Annotated in this window: 16 protein-coding genes; 11 read left to right on the top strand and 5 right to left on the bottom strand. The window is 36.7% G+C overall.

Going from position 1 to position 23065, the window contains the following annotated elements:
- Positions 1 to 20: 20 nt before the first annotated feature.
- On the bottom strand, positions 21 to 1493 hold the full coding sequence (locus V7112_RS14570; protein ID WP_335421006.1) for an O-antigen ligase family protein: 1473 nt from the start codon (positions 1491 to 1493) through the stop codon (positions 21 to 23).
- A gap of 247 nt (positions 1494 to 1740) precedes the next feature.
- Between V7112_RS14570 and V7112_RS14565 the strand changes: the two genes are divergently transcribed.
- The 5 genes from V7112_RS14565 (at position 1741) to galE (ending at position 7479) form a co-directional block, all read left to right on the top strand.
- Positions 1741 to 2481, top strand: a complete 741-nt coding sequence (locus tag V7112_RS14565; RefSeq protein ID WP_116354320.1) for a LicD family protein — start codon at positions 1741 to 1743, stop codon at positions 2479 to 2481.
- A 310-nt stretch (positions 2482 to 2791) separates the two neighbouring features.
- On the top strand, positions 2792 to 4246 hold the full coding sequence (locus tag V7112_RS14560) for an oligosaccharide flippase family protein (RefSeq protein ID WP_335421004.1): 1455 nt from the start codon (positions 2792 to 2794) through the stop codon (positions 4244 to 4246).
- A 38-nt stretch (positions 4247 to 4284) separates the two neighbouring features.
- Complete coding sequence (locus tag V7112_RS14555; RefSeq protein WP_335421001.1) at positions 4285 to 5340, top strand: glycosyltransferase; 1056 nt, start codon at positions 4285 to 4287, stop codon at positions 5338 to 5340.
- A 56-nt stretch (positions 5341 to 5396) separates the two neighbouring features.
- Positions 5397 to 6272, top strand: a complete 876-nt coding sequence (galU, locus tag V7112_RS14550; RefSeq protein WP_335420999.1) for a UTP--glucose-1-phosphate uridylyltransferase GalU — start codon at positions 5397 to 5399, stop codon at positions 6270 to 6272.
- 199 nt (positions 6273 to 6471) lie between these two features.
- Entirely contained in the window at positions 6472 to 7479 is a 1008-nt protein-coding gene (gene galE, locus V7112_RS14545) for a UDP-glucose 4-epimerase GalE (RefSeq protein WP_335420998.1), read from the top strand.
- 32 nt (positions 7480 to 7511) lie between these two features.
- Here galE and nagZ read toward each other — a convergent pair whose 3' ends face one another.
- Together nagZ and V7112_RS14535 are read right to left on the bottom strand one after the other, a co-directional pair.
- Positions 7512 to 8708, bottom strand: a complete 1197-nt coding sequence (nagZ, locus tag V7112_RS14540) for a beta-N-acetylhexosaminidase (protein ID WP_335420996.1) — start codon at positions 8706 to 8708, stop codon at positions 7512 to 7514.
- Complete coding sequence (locus V7112_RS14535) at positions 8689 to 10974, bottom strand: O-antigen ligase family protein (RefSeq protein WP_335420993.1); 2286 nt, start codon at positions 10972 to 10974, stop codon at positions 8689 to 8691. Before V7112_RS14535 ends, nagZ begins: the two co-directional genes overlap by 20 nt.
- 254 nt (positions 10975 to 11228) lie before the next feature.
- Here V7112_RS14535 and V7112_RS14530 point away from each other — a divergent pair, with 254 nt between their 5' ends.
- From V7112_RS14530 to V7112_RS14515, 4 genes are all read left to right on the top strand, one after another.
- Positions 11229 to 12605 (top strand): D-alanyl-D-alanine carboxypeptidase family protein, encoded by a 1377-nt coding sequence (locus tag V7112_RS14530; RefSeq protein ID WP_335420991.1) that lies wholly within the window; start codon positions 11229 to 11231, stop codon positions 12603 to 12605.
- 228 nt (positions 12606 to 12833) lie between these two features.
- Positions 12834 to 14699: an NTP transferase domain-containing protein gene (locus V7112_RS14525; protein WP_335421146.1), complete on the top strand. Its 1866-nt coding sequence runs from the start codon at positions 12834 to 12836 to the stop codon at positions 14697 to 14699.
- Between the two features lie 45 nt (positions 14700 to 14744).
- Positions 14745 to 15734 carry a DMT family transporter gene (locus tag V7112_RS14520; protein WP_335420989.1) on the top strand — a complete coding sequence of 330 codons (990 nt, stop codon included), beginning with the start codon at positions 14745 to 14747 and terminating at the stop codon, positions 15732 to 15734.
- Between the two features lie 92 nt (positions 15735 to 15826).
- Positions 15827 to 16528 (top strand): sugar phosphate nucleotidyltransferase, encoded by a 702-nt coding sequence (locus tag V7112_RS14515; protein ID WP_335420987.1) that lies wholly within the window; start codon positions 15827 to 15829, stop codon positions 16526 to 16528.
- Between the two features lie 71 nt (positions 16529 to 16599).
- Here V7112_RS14515 and V7112_RS14510 read toward each other — a convergent pair whose 3' ends face one another.
- Positions 16600 to 18480 (bottom strand): glucosaminidase domain-containing protein, encoded by a 1881-nt coding sequence (locus V7112_RS14510; protein ID WP_335420985.1) that lies wholly within the window; start codon positions 18478 to 18480, stop codon positions 16600 to 16602.
- Between the two features lie 215 nt (positions 18481 to 18695).
- A complete protein-coding gene (gene wecB, locus V7112_RS14505; protein ID WP_335420982.1) occupies positions 18696 to 19838 on the bottom strand; it encodes a non-hydrolyzing UDP-N-acetylglucosamine 2-epimerase in 1143 nt (380 codons plus the stop codon).
- A 193-nt stretch (positions 19839 to 20031) separates the two neighbouring features.
- On the opposite strand from wecB, the gene V7112_RS14500 reads away from it, so the two are divergent.
- Together V7112_RS14500 and V7112_RS14495 are read left to right on the top strand one after the other, a co-directional pair.
- A complete protein-coding gene (locus tag V7112_RS14500) occupies positions 20032 to 21531 on the top strand; it encodes a leucine-rich repeat domain-containing protein (RefSeq protein WP_335420980.1) in 1500 nt (499 codons plus the stop codon).
- A gap of 220 nt (positions 21532 to 21751) precedes the next feature.
- Complete coding sequence (locus V7112_RS14495; protein WP_335420978.1) at positions 21752 to 22921, top strand: IS256 family transposase; 1170 nt, start codon at positions 21752 to 21754, stop codon at positions 22919 to 22921.
- Positions 22922 to 23065: the final 144 nt, after the last annotated feature.

Genomic DNA, 23065 nt, shown 5'->3' with positions numbered 1-23065 from the left:
CAGGGCTTATGAACTAATTATTAAATTTTTTCTTCTTTTATACGAGGGTAGATTATCCCAAGCAATAAGAAATAATACATCATAAAGGTATCAATTTCTAATATATTATACACCAATCCCCCTACTATCATTGTGATGAAGAAAAATAAAGCTAGGATTGAGTATTCAATTTCTTTTCTCTTAAAGATCATTATTGTAATGAACAAAAGGCTAAAGACAAATACTGAAAGAATTAGAACCCCTATTATACCCGTTTCAGCAAGAGTTAAAATATACTGATTATCTGAGTAAAAATCTGTTTGGATACCATAATTTTTATAGATAGGTGATGAGTATGCAAGTGTCGCCGCACCACCAAAAGTACCAAATCCAGCACCAATGATAGGGTAATCTTTAAAAACTTCAATTGCTTTTGTCACATAGTAAATACGTCCATCTTGACTACTTAGTTCAACTGTATCCTCGGAAAAAGCTTCTTTAAAACGGTTGGCACCCTCTGATTTTTTGCCGCCACTAGAGCCAGTTTGCCCCTTATTATTTGAACCATTTTGAGTATTATGTTCATTTTGTTCCACTGAAGTAACATAATCCTCATACAAACCAGCTGCGCTTGTCACACCGAAAAACAAAAGACATGATGCTCCAGCAATTAGTAATAGCTTTTTAAATCCTTTAAGAGTTCGGAACAGAACGAGATAGATCAACAGAAATGTTATTAAAGCTAAAGAAGCTCCTCTAGAATAAGTTAATACAAATGTTGCTCCTATAATCGATAGACCAATGTATATCAGCCAAATTTTGTTTCCTTTAACCACTTTAAGTAGATAGAGCGATATTAAGAATGAAACAATTAAGTAAAGTGCCAATTCATTTGGACCTTTTAACAACCCATAGACCCTTACTTGGTTTGTCGGTGCCAGCCCCCAATTTTGCCATTCAAGGGGCATCAACCATGTTTTATCTGATATTTTTTCGATAAAACCGTGTAAAGAAATAATTACTGCAGTAATAAAAGTTAGAATTGATATTTTATTTAAAGTTTCTTGAGAAATCATCATTCTTTTCACGACGTAGTAAACAAAATACAATAAGATATATGCTCTAATTTGAAAGATGATTGATACTATGCTAACTCCAGTGATAAGTCCAGAAATCGTACCAATAGCAAGATAGATAAATAAAGCTATTTCAAACAGATCAAATTTTAATAATGATTTTATATTCGTTCTATTTTCATAAATAGTTCTTATTAATAAAGAAAAGATAATTAAATCACTAATGATTTTAAGACCGGGATTTATTGAAGTAAGAAACGGTCTCACTGGAACATATAATAGGAGCATATATAGTCCTAATTCTTTTTTATATAAAGCAATTAGTGAAAGGACTACAACAACAAAAATACCAACGTATTTATTACCAATTATTAATGATAAAGCTACCAAAATTAAAGTAAAAGCGAGTAATAATATATCCTTAGTTGAAAATTTCATATCTTTTACCTCGAATCTGTATTTGTAAATAAGAATTTTTATTTTATAGTAATTTAATTGTAATTTTCGACAGACAACACTTAGGAATTATAACGTTTCTTTTTGTATAAATCAATGAAGAATAGTACGAAAAATCCGATTAAAAGACAAATCTCTACAATTTTTTAAATAAGCAATGTCGAAATTGAAAGTAAAGTGTCTGTTTGGTATAATATTGACTATTAATTTAGAAGAAGGGGAACGTCAAATGAAACCGTTCGTAAATTCAACACTTAAATATGTTAGGACACTAAAGATATACGATGCAATTAAAACAAATAAAGTTTTAAGATTAATTAAGGATCGTTATGATCAGAAAGAGTTTAGTAAAGCTCAAGCAAATGTTCATGTCTACGGACTACAGACGCTGACTTTAATGAGAGAAGCTTTTGAAGAAATCGGACATGAGTTTTGGTTAGATTACGGTACCTTGTTAGGTGCTGTTCGTGAAAAGGACTTTATTGGACATGATAAAGACCTTGATATTGGAACATTTGAATTTCCTGATGATAAAAAGAAGGAATTAGAAAAAATTCTGCTAAAAAAAGGGTTTACGAAGCACAAACAGTACGAATTGAATGGTAAAATTATTGAAGAAGCATATAATTATAAGGGTGCTCACATCGACATATTTTATTACCACCATGGCGATGAAGGGAAAATATGGTGTTATTTCTGTGATATAGGCACCAACATGAGTTTCGAAAATCATGAAAATTATCAACTTACTGTTGGTTATATTAACCATAAAGTAACAAACCGATTTGATGGCCTCACCACGTATTTATTTAAAGGTGAAGAATTCCATATTCCCAAAAATTATGTTGAGTATTTAATCGATAATTATGGAGAAACCTACATGGTAGTGGATAAGAGTTGGGTTACAGGAAGTTCGCCCAAAAACATTCAACTTTTAGACGATGTGATTTCCGTGAAAGAGTTTATTTAACTTTATTCAGAAGAAGTCCCTTAAGTGGGGGATGAATGCAAACAGGGTATACAATTCAGTGGTGGATTCAAACCCCGACTGAAATTAAGGAACTCAGACTACGAACGCCACATCCTGTGGCAACGTCTGAGTGACCAACATCGTGTTGGCCCAAAGCCTCCGGCAGATGCCACGATTTTTTAAAGGTAATTTTTCGAGACAAGCTCGAAAAAAATCGGGCGCAAATACGCTAAGGCGTATTTGATTGATTACAACCACCTCTTTTAGAGGTGATTTTTGTTTACAAATACTTATAAAAGGGATTTAGCGAATGAAAAAATCAATCTTAAAAAATGCACTATATAAAATCACGTTAAATTTCTTTAACTTAGTTATCCCGCTATTAATTGGTCCATATGTATTCCGTGTACTAGGTTCTGAATCAATTGGAAGAGTAAAATATGCGGAATCCATTTTCAATTATTTTTTCATCTTTGCTTCATTCGGGGTATATCAATATGGTTTAAGGGAAATTAGTAGAATCAAGCATGACAAACAGAAGGTTGCTAAGCTATTCACAAGTTTATTTACCATTAGTTTACTAACCAACCTAATAGTTTTTGCAATATTTGTCTTAGTATCCTTTATGGGTTTTGGTCAAGATGTTATCTTCCCTGTCCTCCTTATCTTTGGGATTAACTTCGTCCTCAATATTTTTTACGTAGAGTGGATGAATGAAGCCTTCGAAAGCTATGACTTTATCACAATTAAAACAATCGCTGTTAAACTTATATATGTCATACTTTTGATCTCATTTATTAAAAACTCAGATGATTATATGTGGTTTGCGGTATTACTTGTTATTTCGACTTTTCTAAATAACATCATTAGTTTTGTGTACGTTAAAAAGAAAATTGCATTTAATTTCAAAGAAATTGAAATACTGCCTCATATTAAGCCGATGTTTTTAGTCGTTATCTTTATGAATGGGAATATTTTATATACCCAACTTGATATCTTTATGCTTGGGCGTTTTGTATCAGAAGCCTCGGTTTCTTTCTATATAATGTCCCAGCAAATGATGATGATTATTAGCACACTGCTATTAAGTATAGTCCAGGTTACAATTCCTCGTCTTTCACATATGCTGGGCAGTGAGGATGAAGAATCGTATCTACTATTAATTCATAGAGTTGCCAGGGTTTATTTCCTAGTACTATTCCCTGCCGCAGTAGGGTTATTTATTATATCCGATATCGGTGTAGTGGTTTACGGTGGGAAAGAATTTGCCGCCGCAGGGCCTGTTTTATCTGTTTTTTCCTTTTATATGGTCCTACTAGGGATTGATTCCATTTTCTCCAATCAAGTTATGTACATAAAGAAAAAAGAAAACATCCTTGTACGATTTATTTTCATTAGTGGTCTATTGAATTTAATATTGAATATTGGCTGCGTTTATTTCGGTATCTTTAGTCCGGAAACAGCTATTTTAACCACAGCCATTTCCACCTTCGTATTGGTGATAATGGAATATATTTATATAAGAAAGAAACTTCGAGTTCCTTTTCGAATCCTGTCATTTCAAAACCTAAAATACTTATTGTTTTCCTTATCGTTCTTCCCTGTGTCAATGATCATTAAACACTTTGTTTCAGGGATTTTTACTCAGTTTGTACTCTTAATTACTGTTAATGTAGGACTATATGTACTATTACTATTAATTAGTAAAGATGATCTTCTTCAGGATATTATAAGTAGGGTTTTGAATAAGCTAAGGAAAAGATAAGTTGTTTTTAAATATTTTATAAATCGGGGAGATTCATTTTGAATAAAATCATGTATATGCTTAATTATGTAGGAAATGGTGGAACAGAAAATTATGTGTTTCACTTAATGAATGCAATTGGACCAGAAAATTGCGTTTTAGTATATTCAGAAGTTGGTCCAGGGATTGATAGATTTAAATCGTTAAACATTAAAATGTATCAAGTTCATATGAATCATCCTTTTGATATAAAAGCTGCAAAAGCAATCAAAACAATTATTCGTAATGAGAAGATTGATATCGTCCATGCACAGTTTCTAAGGGAAAATTATATAGCAATCTTAGCTAAATTGATTGGAGCCCGAATAAAGGTTATTTGGACATACCATGTAGATGTTCCTATGAACTCAACCTTACAGTTATTAAACAGAATGATGACAAGCTATAACAAAGCAGTCATTACAGTTTCAAAGTTCATGGAAAATCAAATTACGAATAAAGGTGTATCCAAAAAAGTAGTAAAGCTTATATATAACGGGATTCAAGAGCCGTCTAAACAAAGAAATGATACGAGCTCTAAGACTCCCGTTCTCTCCGTCATTGGAAGGTTTACCGAAGAGAAAGGACATGCGTTCCTGTTAGAAAGTTTAGCTTATATTCAAAGAGAGCATCCGGAACTACAATGGCAATGTAATCTTTTCGGAGAAGGACCTTTGATGGAAGAACTAAAGAATTCCAGCCGTGAATTGGGAATGGATGAAAGAGTTCACTTTAAAGGACATGTGTCTAACAAAGATGAAATGTATGTAAATACCGATATTGTCGTCCTTCCATCGAACAATGATGCTCTTCCATATGTTGGGATAGAGGCGATTGCCTATGGCATTCCTGTTATCGGTACAAATGTGGGTGGAATCCCAGAGATTGTTGTAGATGGCGAAACAGGGTATATTGTGAATTATGGTGATACGAAGCAGCTTGCAGAAAAAATTGTCTTTTTAATTCAAAATCATGATATTTACAAAATGTTTTCAGAGAATGGAAAACGACATTTTCACAAACTATTCACTGAAACGAACATGATTGATAAAACCATTCATGTTTATAATTCATAAAACTCTAAACAATAGTTTCCTCGCTTTTTGTTTGTTAAATGAAAAGGAGCATTCAAATGAAGAAAATTCGAAAAGCTATTATTCCCGCTGCAGGTTTAGGAACACGCTTTTTACCTGCAACTAAAGCAATGCCGAAAGAAATGCTTCCAATTGTTGATAAGCCAACGATCCAGTATATCGTAGAAGAAGCAATTCAATCTGGAATTGAGGATATTATTATTGTCACTGGAAAAGGAAAAAGATCCATTGAGGATCATTTCGACCATGCATTTGAACTTGAACAGAGCTTAATCGAAAAAGAGAAATTTGACTTACTTGAAAAGGTACAGGCATCCACAAATATGGTTGATATTCATTATATACGGCAAAAGGAGCCAAAAGGATTAGGACATGCCATCTGGTGTGCACGTAATTTTATCGGGGATGAACCATTTGCTGTATTGCTCGGCGATGATATTGTACAGGCCGAAACCCCATGTCTTCGCCAATTAATGGATCAATATGAAAAAACATTATCATCTGTAATTGGGATTCAACAAGTACCTGAAAATCAAACACATCGCTATGGAATTATTGAACCATCAACAAATCGGGACCGACTCTATCAAGTCAATCAATTCGTTGAAAAACCAAAACAAGGTACAGCACCTTCCAACCTAGCGATTATTGGCAGATATATTTTAACACCTCAAATTTTCATGTATTTGGAGGACCAAGAAGTCGGTGCGGGTGGGGAAATTCAATTAACAGACGCCATCCAAAGGCTCAATGAAATCCAACGAGTATTCGCCTACCAATTTGAAGGAACACGCTATGATGTCGGGGAAAAACTCGGATTTATCGAAACAACCATCGAATTTGCACTACAAAACGAAGAAATCCGCCCGGATCTCCTTCGCTACCTAACCGAACTAGTCAACAAGCACAAATAAACGGGACAAGGGGCTTTCCTCCGGTGGGACACGGGGACAGGTTCACTGTCCCACCCCTAAAACCTTCCTACAACCAGATTTTTCTCCCTCAATGTAGACGATTCCTGTCATTTCACCATTTTTCAAAATATGATAAACTAGTGGATATAAAAAGATTGTGTAAGGGAAATATATAAAGGCACAATAAGGGGGTACCATCATGGCTGTATTAATAACTGGTGGAGCCGGCTATATCGGCAGTCACACATGTGTGGAGCTATTACATGCTGGTTATGAGATTGTTGTAGTAGATAATCTATCAAATAGCAAAGTAGATTCCTTAACGCGAGTAAAAGAAATTACCGGCAAGGACTTTCCATTTTATCAAATCGATTTATTAGATAAAGACGGTTTGGAATCTGTATTTTCAGATCATAAAATTGATGCTGTTATCCATTTCGCTGGCTTGAAGGCAGTTGGAGAATCAGTAGAAATCCCCTTACATTATTACCATAATAATTTGTCGGGGACTTTGGTGTTATGTGAGGTAATGAAAGCATTTGGAGTCAAGAGGATGGTATTCAGTTCCTCGGCAACTGTATATGGAATGCCAGACCGGGTACCCATTTCAGAAGATTTCCCATTAAGTGCGACAAATCCTTATGGACGCACGAAGTTAATGATTGAAGAGATCCTCCGTGATTTGTACGTTTCAGATCAAGAGTGGAGTGTTTCATTATTACGTTACTTCAACCCAATTGGCGCCCATCATAGTGGACGAATTGGGGAAGATCCAAATGGACTACCTAATAACTTAATGCCATATATTACACAGGTTGCGATTGGTAAACTTGAGGAGCTACGTGTATTTGGTAACGACTATCCAACGGTTGATGGTACGGGTGTAAGGGATTATATTCATGTCGTAGACCTGGCGAAAGGACATGTAAAAGCACTTGAGAAAATCATGTCTACTACTGGAGTAGAAGCCTATAACCTTGGAACCGGTAGTGGCTACAGTGTACTTGAAATCGTAGCAGCCTTTCAAAAAGCGGCTGGAAAGACAATTCCTTATAAAATTGTGGAACGCAGACCTGGTGATATTGCTGTTTGCTATGCAGATCCAACAAAAGCAAGAGAAGAGCTTGGCTGGGTTGCAGAAAAAGGAATTGAAGAAATGTGCCAAGACTCCTGGAAATGGCAGTCAGAAAATCCGGAAGGGTATTAATGGGACACGGGGACAGATTCCCTGTCCCACCCCTAAAAATACTTCCTTACAACCTCATCAATTTTTTGATTGATTTCCTCTAATGTCGAAGATTGGTTTTGGTTTTCATCCAGCTTGTATTTTTTCTTTAGTGCTAGGATTCGATACACACTCTCATTAATCCGCTTCTCCGAAATTTCTCCATCCGCAACAGCCTTACCCAATGCTTCAATGGCTTCTTTTGCCTTTGGATGATGATGGGCAATCAAGAGAATATCACTTCCAGCAAGTACAGATTTCACCGCTGCCTCTCCTACCGTATGATGTTTTGCAATTGCTCCCATTGTTAAATCATCTGTAATGACGACTCCTTCAAATCCCAATTCTTTACGCAAAAGCTCCGTAATCACAGCCTTTGATATCGTTGCCGGGTTCGACGCATCGAGCTTTGGCAATAAAATATGGGCTGTCATCACGACATCAGCCTTTTCTTTTATCGCATTCGCAAATGGATGAAGCTCAATGCTTCGTAATCTCTCCTGATCATGGGGAAGTGTTGGCAATCCCAAGTGAGAATCAACGAATGTATCACCATGTCCTGGAAAATGCTTGATAACAGGAATTACCCCATTATCCCGTATACCCTGCATCGTTTTAATTCCAAGCTTTGAAACTACTTGGGGATTGCTGGAGAATGAACGATCCCCGATGACCCGATTTCTTGGGTTGCTATTTACATCCAATACAGGCGCAAAATTCATATTAAATCCGAAATAAGCAACCTTTTCGGCAAGTAAACCTCCGATTTTATAGGACAAATCCTGATTATTTAATTGCCCCACCTTCTGATTAGATGGCAGTTTACTTACATTTTCGGGAAACCTAGTAATTCTTCCCCCTTCCTCATCAATCGCTAATAGAAGAGGATGATTGTTGGTTTTATTCGTTTCCTTCAATGTTTCGATTAGTTTACGGAGCTCAAGCTCATCCCGTACATTACTGCCCAGAATGACAAAGCCTCCGACATGATAGTCCGTAATCATTTGCTTTGTTGAATTGTCCATGAAATAGCCATTTACACCAACCATCAGCATTTGGCCCATTTTTTCCTCAAGGCTGAGACGATTTATTTGCTCAACGATGCCCCGATCCATTCCATCCTTATATTCCATTTCATCTTGAGAATCTTGGCTGCATCCGAATAAGAAAAAAAGCAGAAGCAAAGATAATCTAATGATTGTTCGATTCATGTTGTTCTCCAGTCGTCCCATAATCTGTTTTAATAGTTTCAACCAGTTCGGAAAGGTTCTCATAATCATCCTTCGATTCGTTGTACAAGTCCAGAGCCTCTTGGTATGAGCCTATTCTTTCAAGTGCCACAATGTTCAACGCTGTAAACTCCCCTTTTGGATCATGGTCAATAAGTCGATATATCTCAATGACTCCGTTGTAATCGTCTAAAAGAAAATAAGCTAAAGCAGCATAATAGTGAGATTCAAACCTAACTAAAAAATCTCTTCCATTAAAAGCATCATGGTCATCAAGAGGCTGACTCATAAATTTCTGATAAAACCTTGTGTTTCGTTCATAATCACGAATGGCCGATTTTAAATAATCTTGAGAATCCTTATGTTCAAGAGCAAATAAGACCTTCGCTTTAATTGTTGTTACATATAACGAAGAATTGAAATGGTCTAGCTCTAATGCTTTTGAATAATAACGAATTGCTGAATCAGGGTCATTTATCTTTTCTGATAAGGAACCTACTTTCAAATAGCTATCTGGATTATTTGGCTCTAATGCTAGGATATGAGCGATAACCACCTTGATTCCTTCTCTGTTTTCCTTATCATTTTTTAGAAGGACATCACTTAAATCGTTCCAATACTCTACTTGAGTTGGATGTAGGGCAATTGCCTTCTCTAAAGCTTGTTGCTTTTCAATGGGATCCTTTAACTGCGCTGACACTCGACTCAATCGATCTGCTTCCATAAACCGATAGGAAAAAACGGCGCAGCACAAAACCAATATTGAAAAGATACTATAAATAAGTAGCAGTGCTTGATTTTGTTTTGATCGAATTTGTTTCGTTTTTTCTTTCTTTTTTCCATGAATCGTTTTGGAATTCATTGTAATCCCGATAGCAAATAACCAAAATACGAGAAACCAAACTGTTCCATATGAAAAGTTAAAATCAAGAAAGCTATGGATAAAAATCACTAGTGTTGCTAAAAGGACAGCCACACGGGGCTCTCTTCCCGTTTCCTCTTGATATCCCTTTATAACCTGACGATACAAATAAAAAATTACAAATAAGAGAATCAATAAACCTACCCATCCCGTATCTACGAGCCATTCCGCATACCCATTGTGGATTTTATTGGATTGGTATGGAAGCTGTTGGTATTTCTTATACAAAACCCGGAAGGCCTCTCCCCCTAATCCAAGGATTGGCGAGTCTTTACTCATCTCTAAAGCATCTTCATTAAAAATGAGCCTTTCCTTTGCCGTTCCACTATAAATATCAATACTCTCAATTCGCTCCTGCATACTAACTGGCAATTGCTTAAACACAAGCCCCTGATTGGCAAAATCTAAAATGGTTAATAAACCTACCAAAATTATCGTAATCGGGAGCAACAATTGATAAAACTTTCGTTTTTGAAGAAACTCTAATTTTTCTTTCCATTTATTAAGCAGATTATCTGAGACAAGATATAATGCAACCGAACCAAAAATCGCTCCTAGAATGAGAGCCGTTTTTGAAAAGGTACCGTTCATATTCTCTAATCCAACAAATGTGAACAAAGCCCCCCCGACAGTGACCATCGAGTATAGAAGGTATTTCACCTGCTTTTTTGAAGCTACTATTAAAATCCCTACCAGCCAAACAATTGGAAAGACAATCATCATTCCTCGAGAAAAGGAAAGAAAGAAACCTAATAAATACACGACTAAAGGTGCCGAGTAGAGTATTTTCTCTTTACTTGACTGATGATCTCGTAAACTCATTATCAACGAAAAGAAAAAGAAAACGACCATCACCATTCCAAAGGTATTCGGATACTTAAAAATACTTCCTAATCTTCCCGCTATAAACCCATTACGAAGTTGAATGAAATCTATATAAAGTAACATGGAATAGATAACAATCCAAACCCCAGTTGCATGGAATACCATTGGTAGCCACTTTCGAATCTTTGGTGTCACCGCACACCAATATACTAAAATAAAAAAAGTACTAAAGGTAAACCATTGAATAATCGAATCCCATGCCCCTAAAGGATTTTCAGCCATTGGAAGTGAAAAAATATAACAAACTGGTAATAAGAGCACAACCGTAACCTGTTTTAATTGATTAATCTCCCGCTTAAATAGGAGCGTCATCACGACAATTAGAAAAAGCGTAAATAGTAACAGTCCCAAGCTATAAAAACTAGAATTTGAATAAAGTCCCGTAAAATACGGTGACACCAAGAACACAATCGAAACGAATACAAAAACAAACCACTTCATACATATCCTCCAATACAGCGCCTGTCACCATCTGAATTTTATCAATACCCCTTCAGCAAGCACTCGATATTACCCGATTTTTGTCGATACCGCTATAAGTATACTAGAAATTCATATCCGTAAAAAGTAGATGAATAGACCTTTTACCCATAATTTTTGAAGTCGTTTTCCATTTTTCACACCAAAAGTATTAAACCTTCCAAATTATTTTGCTATAATAATATCATTCTATTATTTTTGTAAGGAGTTATTCTATGAAAAAACTGATTGCATTCCTATTACTCTTATTTATTATCCCACTCATTGCTTTTTCAAATAATGAAGAAATCGCAGATACGGAAGAAATTACTGATGAGGAAGAAGCTCAAGCTCAATTACCCGAGCTGAAGCTTGGCTGGGAGCAAGTAGACAATTCCTGGTTCTATTACGATGAACATAATCAAAAAGTGGTTGGCTGGGAACTCATTGATGGAAATTGGTATTATTTTAATAAAGAATCTGGTGCCAGAGAAAGCGGCTGGATTCTTGATAATTATAATTGGTACTTCCTTGATCAAGATGGAATTATGCAGACAGACTGGGTCTTAGATAAAAACAAATGGTACTTCCTTAATAAAAGTGGCGCAATGCGAACTGGCTGGGTTTTCAACCAAAATAAATGGTATTTCTTAACCGGTTCAGGTGCTATGAAAACGGGTTGGGTATACGATAGCAGCTGGTACTTCCTATCAGAAAGTGGCGCAATGAAAACAGGTTGGGTATACAACCAAAACAAATGGTACTTCCTTGACCATACCGGTAGGATGAAGACAGGATGGGTGTATGACCAGAATAAATGGTATCATCTTAATGATTATGGTGTTATGAATTCGGGATGGTTGTATAAAAATCGCAATTGGTACTTATTAGGCCAAAATGGTGCAATGAAAACAGGTTGGCAATTATCCAGCAATAAGTGGTATTATCTCAAGTCTTCTGGTGAAATGATGACTGGATGGTATCAAGTAAATTCTAAATGGTATTATTCCTTCTCAAGTGGAATATTGGCAACAAGCACAATGATTAATGGGTCGTATGTGAATAAGGATGGTGCATGGATTGAGCCGACAACTGGCTATCACTATAAGAACGGCATCCTAATTGTGAATAAGGTTCATTCATTACCTTCTACTTATAACCCCGGAGAGAATACAGAGGCTCGTAGTGCATTTGAAGCAATGAAGGCTGATGCAAAAAAGCAAGGACTAACATTGAGTGCATTTAGCACCTATCGTTCGTATAGCTACCAATCTACTTTATATAACCGATATGTATCCAATTACGGACAAACAGCAGCAGATACATTCTCTGCAAAACCTGGAAAAAGTGAACACCAAACCGGGTTAGCATTTGATATTGGTGGAAGCAATTCTTCACTATGGGCTGAGGACGATTTTGCCTATACGTCAGAGGGAAAATGGTTAGCAAGCAATGCCCAGTATTACGGTTTTATCCTTCGATATCCTCAAGGGAAGGAACATATTACCGGCTATAAATATGAACCATGGCATTTCCGCTACGTCGGAGTTAACTTAGCAAAAAGTATTACTCAAAGTGGACTTACTTTAGAAGAATATATAGGTGAATACTAAAAGATAACAAAAAGTGAGCTGAAATGCTCACTTTTTTTGTATATTCTTATTGAATCCTCCAAGCACACTAAGTAGTCATTCTTTTGCTTAACGGCTTAGTTCAATCCCTCAACCCCTTTCACTTTTCATAAAATTAAAATATATTGTTACAATATATTTACAAATGATTATATTAGTGTTAATATTACGTTGTTCAAAAATTGAACGGAGGAGTGATGATACTTGTACATGTTCGATATTTTAGCGGAAATTTCAAGGAATCCAGAAATTACTCAAAGAACATTGGCAAAGCTTTGCAAAATTTCAATTGGCAAAGTAAATTATACAATTAATAAATTAATAGAAGAAAATTTTATTGAAACTAAAAAAACGGGAAGCACAATACATTACTTTGTATCCGAAAAAGGAAAAGAATATTTAATCAAAGAACTTGAAAAATTACAAGAAACAAAAGTGTCATTATATAAGAATGAGTACAAACCAATCACACAAGCAGTTATTCTTGCTGCGGGAGAAAGAAAATCTTTTGATCGACCTATAGGTTTACTTGATATCCACGGCACTACGTTACTCGAGAGAACAGTTAACATTCTTGAAGAAAATGGCATTGAAAAAATCGTAATTGTAACAGGTTATCTGAAAGAAATGCTTGAGCAATCCGAGGTCCTAAAAGGAAAGGACACCGTTTCGTTTGTTGAGAATACTCGCTATTTATGGACTGGAAGCATGGCTTCTCTTGCGTTAGCCTCCGATTACATGACAGATGATTTCATTTTGATAGAGGATGATATATTAATCGAGCAGGCTGCGATAGAAGAACTTTTAGAGACTGGCGAGAGAGATTGCATTCTAATGACAAAGGAAAGCGGCTCAGGCGACGAGGCATTTGTGGAAATTAGAAACGACCAAATTTATCAAATTTCAAAGGATATACATCGCTTAAACCGCATTGATGGAGAAATGGTCGGAATTACAAAAATTTCCTATGAAGTTTATCAGGAGATGCTAAATATCTTTAAGGATAACCAAAATCCTTATATTAATTACGAATATACCCTTCTTGACGTCGGACGCACAGTGAATCTTGGCTTCTTGAAATTGCCAAATATTATCTGGGCCGAAGTCGATAATTATGCGGATTATTTTAAAGTCGTCGATAAAATCTTCCCGTTACTTAGGGTGAAAGAGGAAGAAATTAAAGTAAATGAAATAAAGCAAACCATTGCAAATGCTTTACAAATTGATGAAAGTCTAATCACAACAATCGAATCCCTTGGTGGGTTAACAAATCGAAATTACAAAATTACGATTGACGGTAAAGACTATGCGGTGCGTTTCCCTGGCAAAGGGACAGAAAAATTCCTTAATCGTTCAACGGAAAAGCTGATATCAGAAACAGTCAGTGAACTGGGGATTAACCCTCCAATCCTCTTTTTTGATGAACACACAGGTTTGAAAATTGTCGAGTACATTCCTGAAGCGGAGACGCTCAATCCGAAGACCGGAAAAAGGGAAGAAAACCTGATTATGATTGCAGACATATTTAGAAAATTGCATGACTCAGAAGTAGATTTTAAAGATCGTTTTGATGTGTTTGAAAAAATAACAGAATATGAAGATGTGATAGCAAGCGGGAATGTAACATTACCTGAAGATTATTCCGATTTGAAAGCTCAGGTTCTTGAACTCGAGAATCAGTATCTTTCAATGAATGTTCCCCTATCACCTTGTCACATTGATCCACTTTCTGAAAACTTTGTAAAAAGTGGAGCAAATAAAATGTATCTGATTGACTGGGAATATGGCGGGATGAACGATGCATTCTGGGACATTGCAGCCTTTATTATTGAATCAGAGCTATCGCCTGCAGAAGAAAGATTGTTTGTACTCCAATACTTTAATGGAGAAATGGACACCATAACTGCAAAAAGATTATTAATGAATAAGATATTCGTTGATTTCTTATGGACACTTTGGGGATTAATGAAAGTAGCAACTGGCTACGACTTCTATTCCTATGCGATGGGCCGTTTTAACAGGACGAAGGGGTTCATGAAGGAATACCAATTACTTGAACAAAAAGCTAACGTCTAAGAATTTTTATAAAAACAAAAACATAAATACAAAGGGGAAATTCATTTGAAAATTAACAGCCTTAGGGACGCAAAATTAGGATTAGGTAATGGACTTATTGCCGGTGCTACATGGGGCGTTGACACAGTATTGGTCGGAATTATCATGGCAAGCACTCCATTTATTACCTCAACTGAGGCCATTTTCTTAGCACCATTTGTGGCTACTTTTATGCATGACTTTTTCTCTGCACTTTGGGCAACTCTGTATATGATCATCAAAGGGCAGTTTAAAAATGTACTTCAATCTTTAAAAACAAAAAATGGAGGAGTCATCGTACTAGGTGCCCTAATCGGTGGACCTGTTGGGATGACATGTTATTTATTAAGTGTTAAATATATTGGTCCAGCATATACTGCTGCCATTACGGCTATGTTTCCTGCTGTAAGTGCGTTGCTTGCAGGGGCCATTTTGAAGGAAAAAATCAATGCAAGGGTATGGCTAGGAATTGGACTAAGTGTGGTTGGTGTATTTGTTCTAGGGTATATGCCTTCAGAGTTTTCAATCGGAAGCAGCTTTACATTAGGTTTAATGTTTGCCATTGGTACAGTACTTGCATGGAGCCTTGAAGGAATTATTTGTGCATTAGGGATGAAAGATGGAGATATGAACCCTGAACATGCAATCAATATTCGTCAAGCAACATCCGGATTATTATATGCAATCGTTATTATTCCTTTTATTAACGGATATGATTTGGCACTAAGTGTTGTAGCTTCACCTATCGGTATACTTATTGCTGTAACGGCCTTAGTTGGTACGATTTCCTATATTTGTTACTATAAAGCAATTAATACAATTGGTGCAGCAAGAAGTACTTCCTTAAATATCACGTATGTGGTTTGGGCAATTATCCTACAAATGATCTTCATGAGCACACCTGTTGGATTACAGCTTATTGCTGGTTCCCTTATCGTAATTGTAGGAGCTGTGCTTGTCGCTGGTAATCCAAAAGAACTCGTATCGATTAAAGATCTAGAGGGAAAAATAGCATAACAAGTAGATAGAAAAACTAGAAATTACTATAATTTCTAGTTTTTTATTTGGTATAGTATACATGTAAAGGTATAAGAAAGGTTGAGAATATAATGAGAGCAATTATCCTAGCAGCTGGCATGGGAACACGACTTAGACCACTAACAACACATACACCAAAATCGTTAGTCGAGGTTGGCGGCGAACCAATGGCCGAAAGACAAATAAGGTTCCTACATGAAAAAGGAATTAAAGATATCGTCGTTGTAACAGGCTATCTACACGAAAAGTTCAACTACCTAGAAGAAAAATACGGTGTGAAGCTCATCCATAACGACAAATATGACATCTACAACAATGTATATACGATGTACTTAGTAAGAGAGTATCTTGAGGATGCGATTATAACAGAAGCAGATGTATATATGAATCGTAATTTCTTCCGAACAGATTTAGAGAACTCGACGTACTTCACTGGTGTAAAAACGGACTTCGAGGACGAATGGATTCTTCAGTTTGATACGAATAAGAAGGTAACGGAAATCATCATTGGCAGCGGAACAGACTATATCATGTCAGGCGTTTCCTACTGGTCAAAAAAAGATGGCCAATTCATAACAGAAAAACTAGAAGAAGTCATCAATAACGGCCAATTCAAAGACCTATACTGGGACGACATCGTAAAACAAAATTTAGAAAACCTAAACGTATACGTTTCCCCCATCGAATCCGATGACTGGTTCGAAATCGACTCCGTCGACGACTACCAAAAAGTCAACACCTACATCAAGGGACAGAGGGTTCCATTAGCATAGGATAAACGTTAATACTTAAAAAGAACACAAAAAAAGTGAGCTGAAGACCAGCCCACTTTTTTTAAATGTTCTTATTGAATCCAAGCACCGCTACTACCTAATCGGAATCCATCGATTGTGGTATTAGCGGCCATACTTCCACCACTGTAGAAGTAATACCAGTTACCGCCGATAAACTTCCAGCCAGTTTGCATCGCACCGCCGCCTGATAGGTAATACCAAGCGCCATCATAAAGCCAACCGGTTTTCATCACGCCACTGCCATTCATGAAATACCAAGTTCCATTAACTTTAGTCCAGCCTGTTTGCATATAACCATCTTGGTTATGATAATACCAATTGGCACCATCATTTAACCAGCCAGTACTCATCACACCATCTTTTTTCATATAGTACCAATTTCCATTTTGATAATACCATTGGTTACTCATCATCTTACCATCAGGCTTTAAATAATACCAAAGTCCATTATCTTTAATCCAGCCTGTTTGCATGTAGCCATTTTGGTTATGATAATACCAAGCAACACCATCATGTACCCAGCCTGTGCTCATCGCACCATCTTTTTTCATATAGTACCAATTTCCATTTTGATAATACCACTGGTTACTCATCATCTTGCCATCGGGCTTAATATAGTACCAAATACCTTTATCTAGCACCCAACCTGTTTGCATGGCTCCATCAGCATTAAAGTAGTACCAAGAACCTTTATCCCAGGCCCATCCTTTTGCCATATAACCATTCTGTTTCAAGTAATACCAGATGCCATTCCATGGAAGCCATCCTGTTACCATTTTTCCATTGGAATCAAAATAATAATATTCAGTACCTTCTTGGTACCAGCCTTTTTTCATGGCAAAGCCATTTGGATACGTAAAGGCATAGTACTGATCAATGAAGTTACCAATTTTGACAGCCCATGCTTCATCTGTTGCATATTGATGCCAGCCACCATTGTCATTTTTCATATTATCCAGGGTTGATTGATAAAATGGATAATTACGGTCAGTATCCCAACCTCGAATAATATAGTTTTCGCCAATCCAAATCGCACCAGCCACAATCCCGTCATGCGGATTGTTAAATGTGTAGGCGCCTTGGGCAGGCTTGGAATCAATCGCACCAATTCCGTAATAATTATATTTATTTTGAGAAATAGCCGATTTACCCCAGCCAGTTTCGTGACCCGCGTGGGCCATTAAGTAAATGGCATTTAAGCCCGTCGTGTTTTGCGCTTCAATGAAGGAGGAACCCATTCCTGTCATAAGAGTGTTGCTTCCATTTGCTTTGGAGGCAATGAATGCATTTAGTTCCCCTGCAGTGATGTTGGCATACGTATTTAAAGGAGCAAAAACAGAAAGCCAATTGGAAATTGTCCCGCTCTTTTCAAATTCATAACGAATAATGTTGCTGCCGCGATTCACCCAATCGCTATCAATATAATGAGCTCCCCAAATCCAGCCCACACTTCCATTTGCAGTCTGAACCTTATACCAATCTTTATATTGTTCAGTACTGATAAACTTAAAATCTAGTACTTTTACTTTTGATTTTGAAGGTACTGTCGCAATGGTAGAAGCTTTCATATAAGGTTCGCTTTTTAGAGCACGCTCATCCTTTACCAACCAATCATGACTGGTAGGATTTTGGCTAAGGTAATCCTTTTGCACCCAGCCCTCCTGGCCATCTGTAGTGCGAACTTTTACAGCATATTGATTTTCTTCAAGAATCGTAACCTGATTACCAAAATACAATTCTCCAAATCTCGTATAGTTCGGGTTATAAATCGTTAAATGCTGACGATAATCCTTTAATTCATCGAGAGTACGATAAAGAGGCAATTTCCCGGTTGCCACATAGGTTACATTCCCGTTCGCCAATGCAGTTTGACTTAGGAATAATAAGGCTAATATACTTAATAATAGAACGCGTAATGAAGCTTTCCCCAAATTTGATTACAACTCCTTTGAATCTAGTTTTTATAAGTATCTCTATAATTCTATTTCATATCATAACACAAACTTTGACAACGTCCGATTATTTTTTCATACTTTCATAACAAAATTAGACACAAAATGCCGTTAAACTTTTTAATGATATCAAAACTTTTAAATACTCCAAAACAAAAAAAAACGACCCAAATGGGTCGCTTTTTTTTTGTGTGTTAACTAAAATTTCCGGGCACTGTTTCACGTTTTCCAAAGTGGTACAGGATAGCTTCTACAATTCGTTTTGATGCCTTTCCGTCTCCATATGGATTGGAAGCCTTCGCCATTTTTTCATACTCTTGTGGATCTGTTAACAATTCCTTCGCTAAGGAATAAATTGTTTCTTCATCGGTTCCAGCTAGTTTCAATGTTCCAGCTTCAATTCCTTCAGGACGTTCAGTTGTATCCCGTAGCACAAGTACGGGCACCCCTAATGAAGGTGCTTCCTCTTGAACACCGCCTGAATCGGTCAGAATCAAACAAGCTTTTGATGCGAAGTTATGGAAATCCAGCACACCAAGTGGTTCAATTAATTGAATTCGCTCATCATTTCCTAAGATCTCATCGGCAAGTTCTCTAACAACAGGGTTCAAGTGTACAGGATAGACGACTTGCACATCGTCATGCTCGGTTACAATTCGCTTTATTGCTTTAAACATGTTTCGCATTGGCTCACCCAAGTTCTCACGGCGGTGTGCTGTCACCAATAATAAGCGGTCATCGCCTAACCTATCAAGCACTGGATGAGAATAGCTTTCAGAAACTGTTGTGTTCAGTGCATCAATCGCAGTGTTTCCAGTAACAAATATAGTTTCTGCCTTTTTGTTTTCATTCAATAGATTGTTTTTCGATTGAATAGTTGGTGAAAAATGCAAATCAGCGATAACGCCCGTGATCTGACGATTCACCTCTTCTGGGAATGGAGAATACTTATTCCACGTACGTAATCCCGCTTCAACATGTCCTACAGAAATTTGATTATAAAAGGCTGCCAAGCCAGCGACAAATGTCGTTGTCGTATCTCCATGAACAAGAACTAAATCAGGCTTAACCTCTTTCATTACACGGTCTAATCCCTCGAGTGCACGGGTCGTTACATCTGTCAGTGTTTGCCTGTCCTGCATAATATTTAAATCATGGTCAGGCTTAATCTCAAAAATCTCTAACACTTGGTCTAGCATTTGGCGATGCTGAGCGGTAACAGTCACAATTGATTCTATTTCATCAGGATATTTATTTAACTCAAGTACAAGTGGAGCCATTTTAATCGCTTCTGGTCTCGTTCCAAAAATGGTCATTACTTTAATACGTTCAGTCATAATTATTCACCTACATTGTTATATTCACCACATTATAACATTATTGGACATAAAGAGAAACTTTCATCAGCAAAGCCATACTGAAGCCCTACAACCTTTTTACTATTTTTTACATATATGTTAAAGATATCTTACAACTAAGCCTCTCAAGAGTATAATAGACTTTGGAATCTATTAAAAGGAGGATTATTTTTTGAGAAAGTTACTATTACTTACTAGTCTACTAATGATATTTGCATTACTATTCCCAATTTCTGAAAAAGGGATAGTGGGATCTGCATCTGCTGCTTCAGCCGTCATTGAGGATCCAGTCCTTGAACTAGCAATTAAAAAACAATTAAAGATTGAAGGGCGCGCTTTAACAAAGGATGATTTACTGCAGCTTACTTCCTTAAGCCATAATGTCCAAACGAATGGAAAAATTTCTTCCCTAAAAGGGATTGAGCACGCTACAAATTTAAAGTATTTATCGCTCCAAGGACACAATATTTCCAACCTTAAGCCTCTTTCAGGTTTAACAAATCTACAGGGTCTTTACCTTGATAGGAATAATATTTCTGACCTAGCTGGTCTTGAAAATTTGTCAGAATTGCTTGCTTTATATATTAGTGGGAATCCAATTTCAGATCTCACTCCGTTAAAAAACCTAAATAAACTCGCTGGACTCGTAGCTGATAGTAATAAAATCTCAAACCTTGGACCACTATCCGGCTTACCGTCGTTAGAATTTTTGTCTCTTGATGGTAATCAGGTCCGCGATGTTTCACCATTAGCAAACGTACCTAAATTAGAAATGATGACAATTGCTTATAATCAAATAACATCAGTCAAACCGTTAAAAAACCATCCGTCGTTAAAATTTGCAATTTTTGACAATAACAAGATATCGTCAGTTGAACCATTTTTAACGATGCCTGTTCTAGAAGGTTTGGCGATTGAAAACAACCCTTTGAATGCCAAGGCAGAGGAAATGATCGCGTATTTACTGGATTATAAACAAATCGATCTCTACTATTTAGCTGAGGACTTTGATAAAACGATTCAAAAAGGCTGGAAAAACTTTGATGGTACATGGTTCTTATATGATTCGTACGGGAAATCTATTTCAGGCTGGTCCAAGCAAGGTGCCTGGTATTACTTGAATCCATCCTACTTTAACGCAATGACAACCGGATGGAAGTTAATTGACGGTACATGGTACTATTTTAACTCAAATGGTGATTTACGTAATGGCTGGGTATTTTCAAACGGCACATGGTATTATATGACTGACCATGGAATGCATACCGGCTGGGTTTATGATGGTGGTTGGTACTATTTAAATAATGCGGGAGAAATGCTGTCAAACACTTGGAAGCAAATTGATAGCAAATGGTATTACTTCACTTCAAATGGTCTAATAAAAACTGGCTGGTTCTTTGACGGAAGCACTTGGTACCATTTAACTTCTAAGGGTATGACAGAAGGCTGGCTATTGGATGGTAACACCTGGTACTATTTAACGTCTAATGGAATGGCAAAAGGCTGGTTACTTGATGGAAACACCTGGTACTATTTAGAGAATTCGGGTGGAATGGTTACTGGCTGGAGGCTAATCAACGGCAACTGGTATTACTTCTATTCCAATGGCGTCATGGCTAAAAACACAACCATTGAAGGCTACAAACTCGGCGCAAGCGGAGCAATGCAATAACTTCATAATAAACAAATGCGAAAAGTCCTTCATAACCCTGATGAAGGACTTTTCTCTTCGAAATCAAAGTCGATTCGGTCTTCATAACCCCGATGAAGGACTTTTCCCTTCGAAATCAAGATTAAGTCCATATAATTGTGTAAAAAGAAAATGAGTCATTTTATTCCTTTTTGTCTACAATGTTTAACGACCAAGAAAAACAAAGGAAAGAGGAATAAAAATGACTCAAATACAGTTTAACCTAGATATTGATGTTTTAAAAGATTCTGTGATGAATTCCAATATTGATGCAGTTGTAAAGTCTTCCATTGTATTAGTATTAAATGAGCTTATGGAAAAGGAACGTGATAATTATTTACGTGCAGGTTCCTACGAGCGTTCTGAAGAACGCCTTGATTATCGTAATGGATATTATGAACGAGAACTAATAATTAGTATGGGTAGAATCAAGCTACGGGTTCCTCGTACAAGAGATGGCCACTTCTCCCCTTCGATCTTTGAGAGGTTTTCTAGAGTTGATCAAGCACTGGTACTCTCTATGTTGGAAATGGTGGTAAATGGTGTATCTACACGAAAAGTTACAAATATAGTAGAACAGTTGTGTGGGGAAAGTGTATCTAAGTCTTTCGTTTCCTCCCTAACTGAAAAACTCGATCCAATAGTTAATAAGTGGGCTAATCGTCCTCTTAATGCTCAGTATTTTCCATATCTATATGCTGATGCGATGTATATTAAGGTCCGGGAACACGACAAAGTTGTATCAAAAGCAGTCTATCTCATGACAGGAATGAATGTGAAGAAAAAGCGTGAAGTTATTGGATTAAAAATAGATCATGTAGAAAGTTTTGAAGCCTGGCAAGGCTTCTTTCAAAGTCTAAAATCTCGAGGGCTTCAGTCTCCTAAGCTCGTTATTTCTGACGCTCATGCTGGGTTAAGAAAAGCCATAGAACGAGAGTTTATCGGGACATCCTGGCAACGATGCACTGTTCATTTTAAACGAAACATTATTGATAAACTTCCTAAAAAAGGAATAGGTGAGTTAAAAAATGAACTGCGCCGTATTTATCAAACAATTTCTCCTGACGAGGCAAGGGGATTTAAGAATGAATTTGTTTCGCGGCATATTGAAAACCCGAAGATTAAAAATGCGATTTCTATTCTTGAAGAAGGCTTTGAAGATTCAATCCAATTTTTAAATGAACCAGAAAGGTTTCAATTACATATCTCCAGTACTAATTCGCTTGAACGATTAAATCAAGAAATTAGAAGACGAGAGAGAGTTATTCGAATCTTTCCTAACACACAGTCAGCTTTCCGTCTTATTGGGGCATTATTGATGGAAAACGAGCAACTTCAACTGAACAGAAAAAGATATATTAACCAAGGGTAACCGCGCGGAGCGAAAATTTGAGGTATTGGGAAGGGGTACCCCTTCCCAATACCTCAAATATACAAAAAAACTAAATATGGTTGAAACACTGTAGATAGATTTTACACAAAATTAAGGACTTGACTGAAATCAAGGCCGATTTGG

The sequence above is a fragment of the Bacillus sp. JJ1566 genome, assembly GCF_036962685.1.
Lineage (GTDB): Bacteria > Bacillota > Bacilli > Bacillales > Bacillaceae_L > Ferdinandcohnia.
This window is presented reverse-complemented; position numbering and strand designations above follow the sequence as displayed.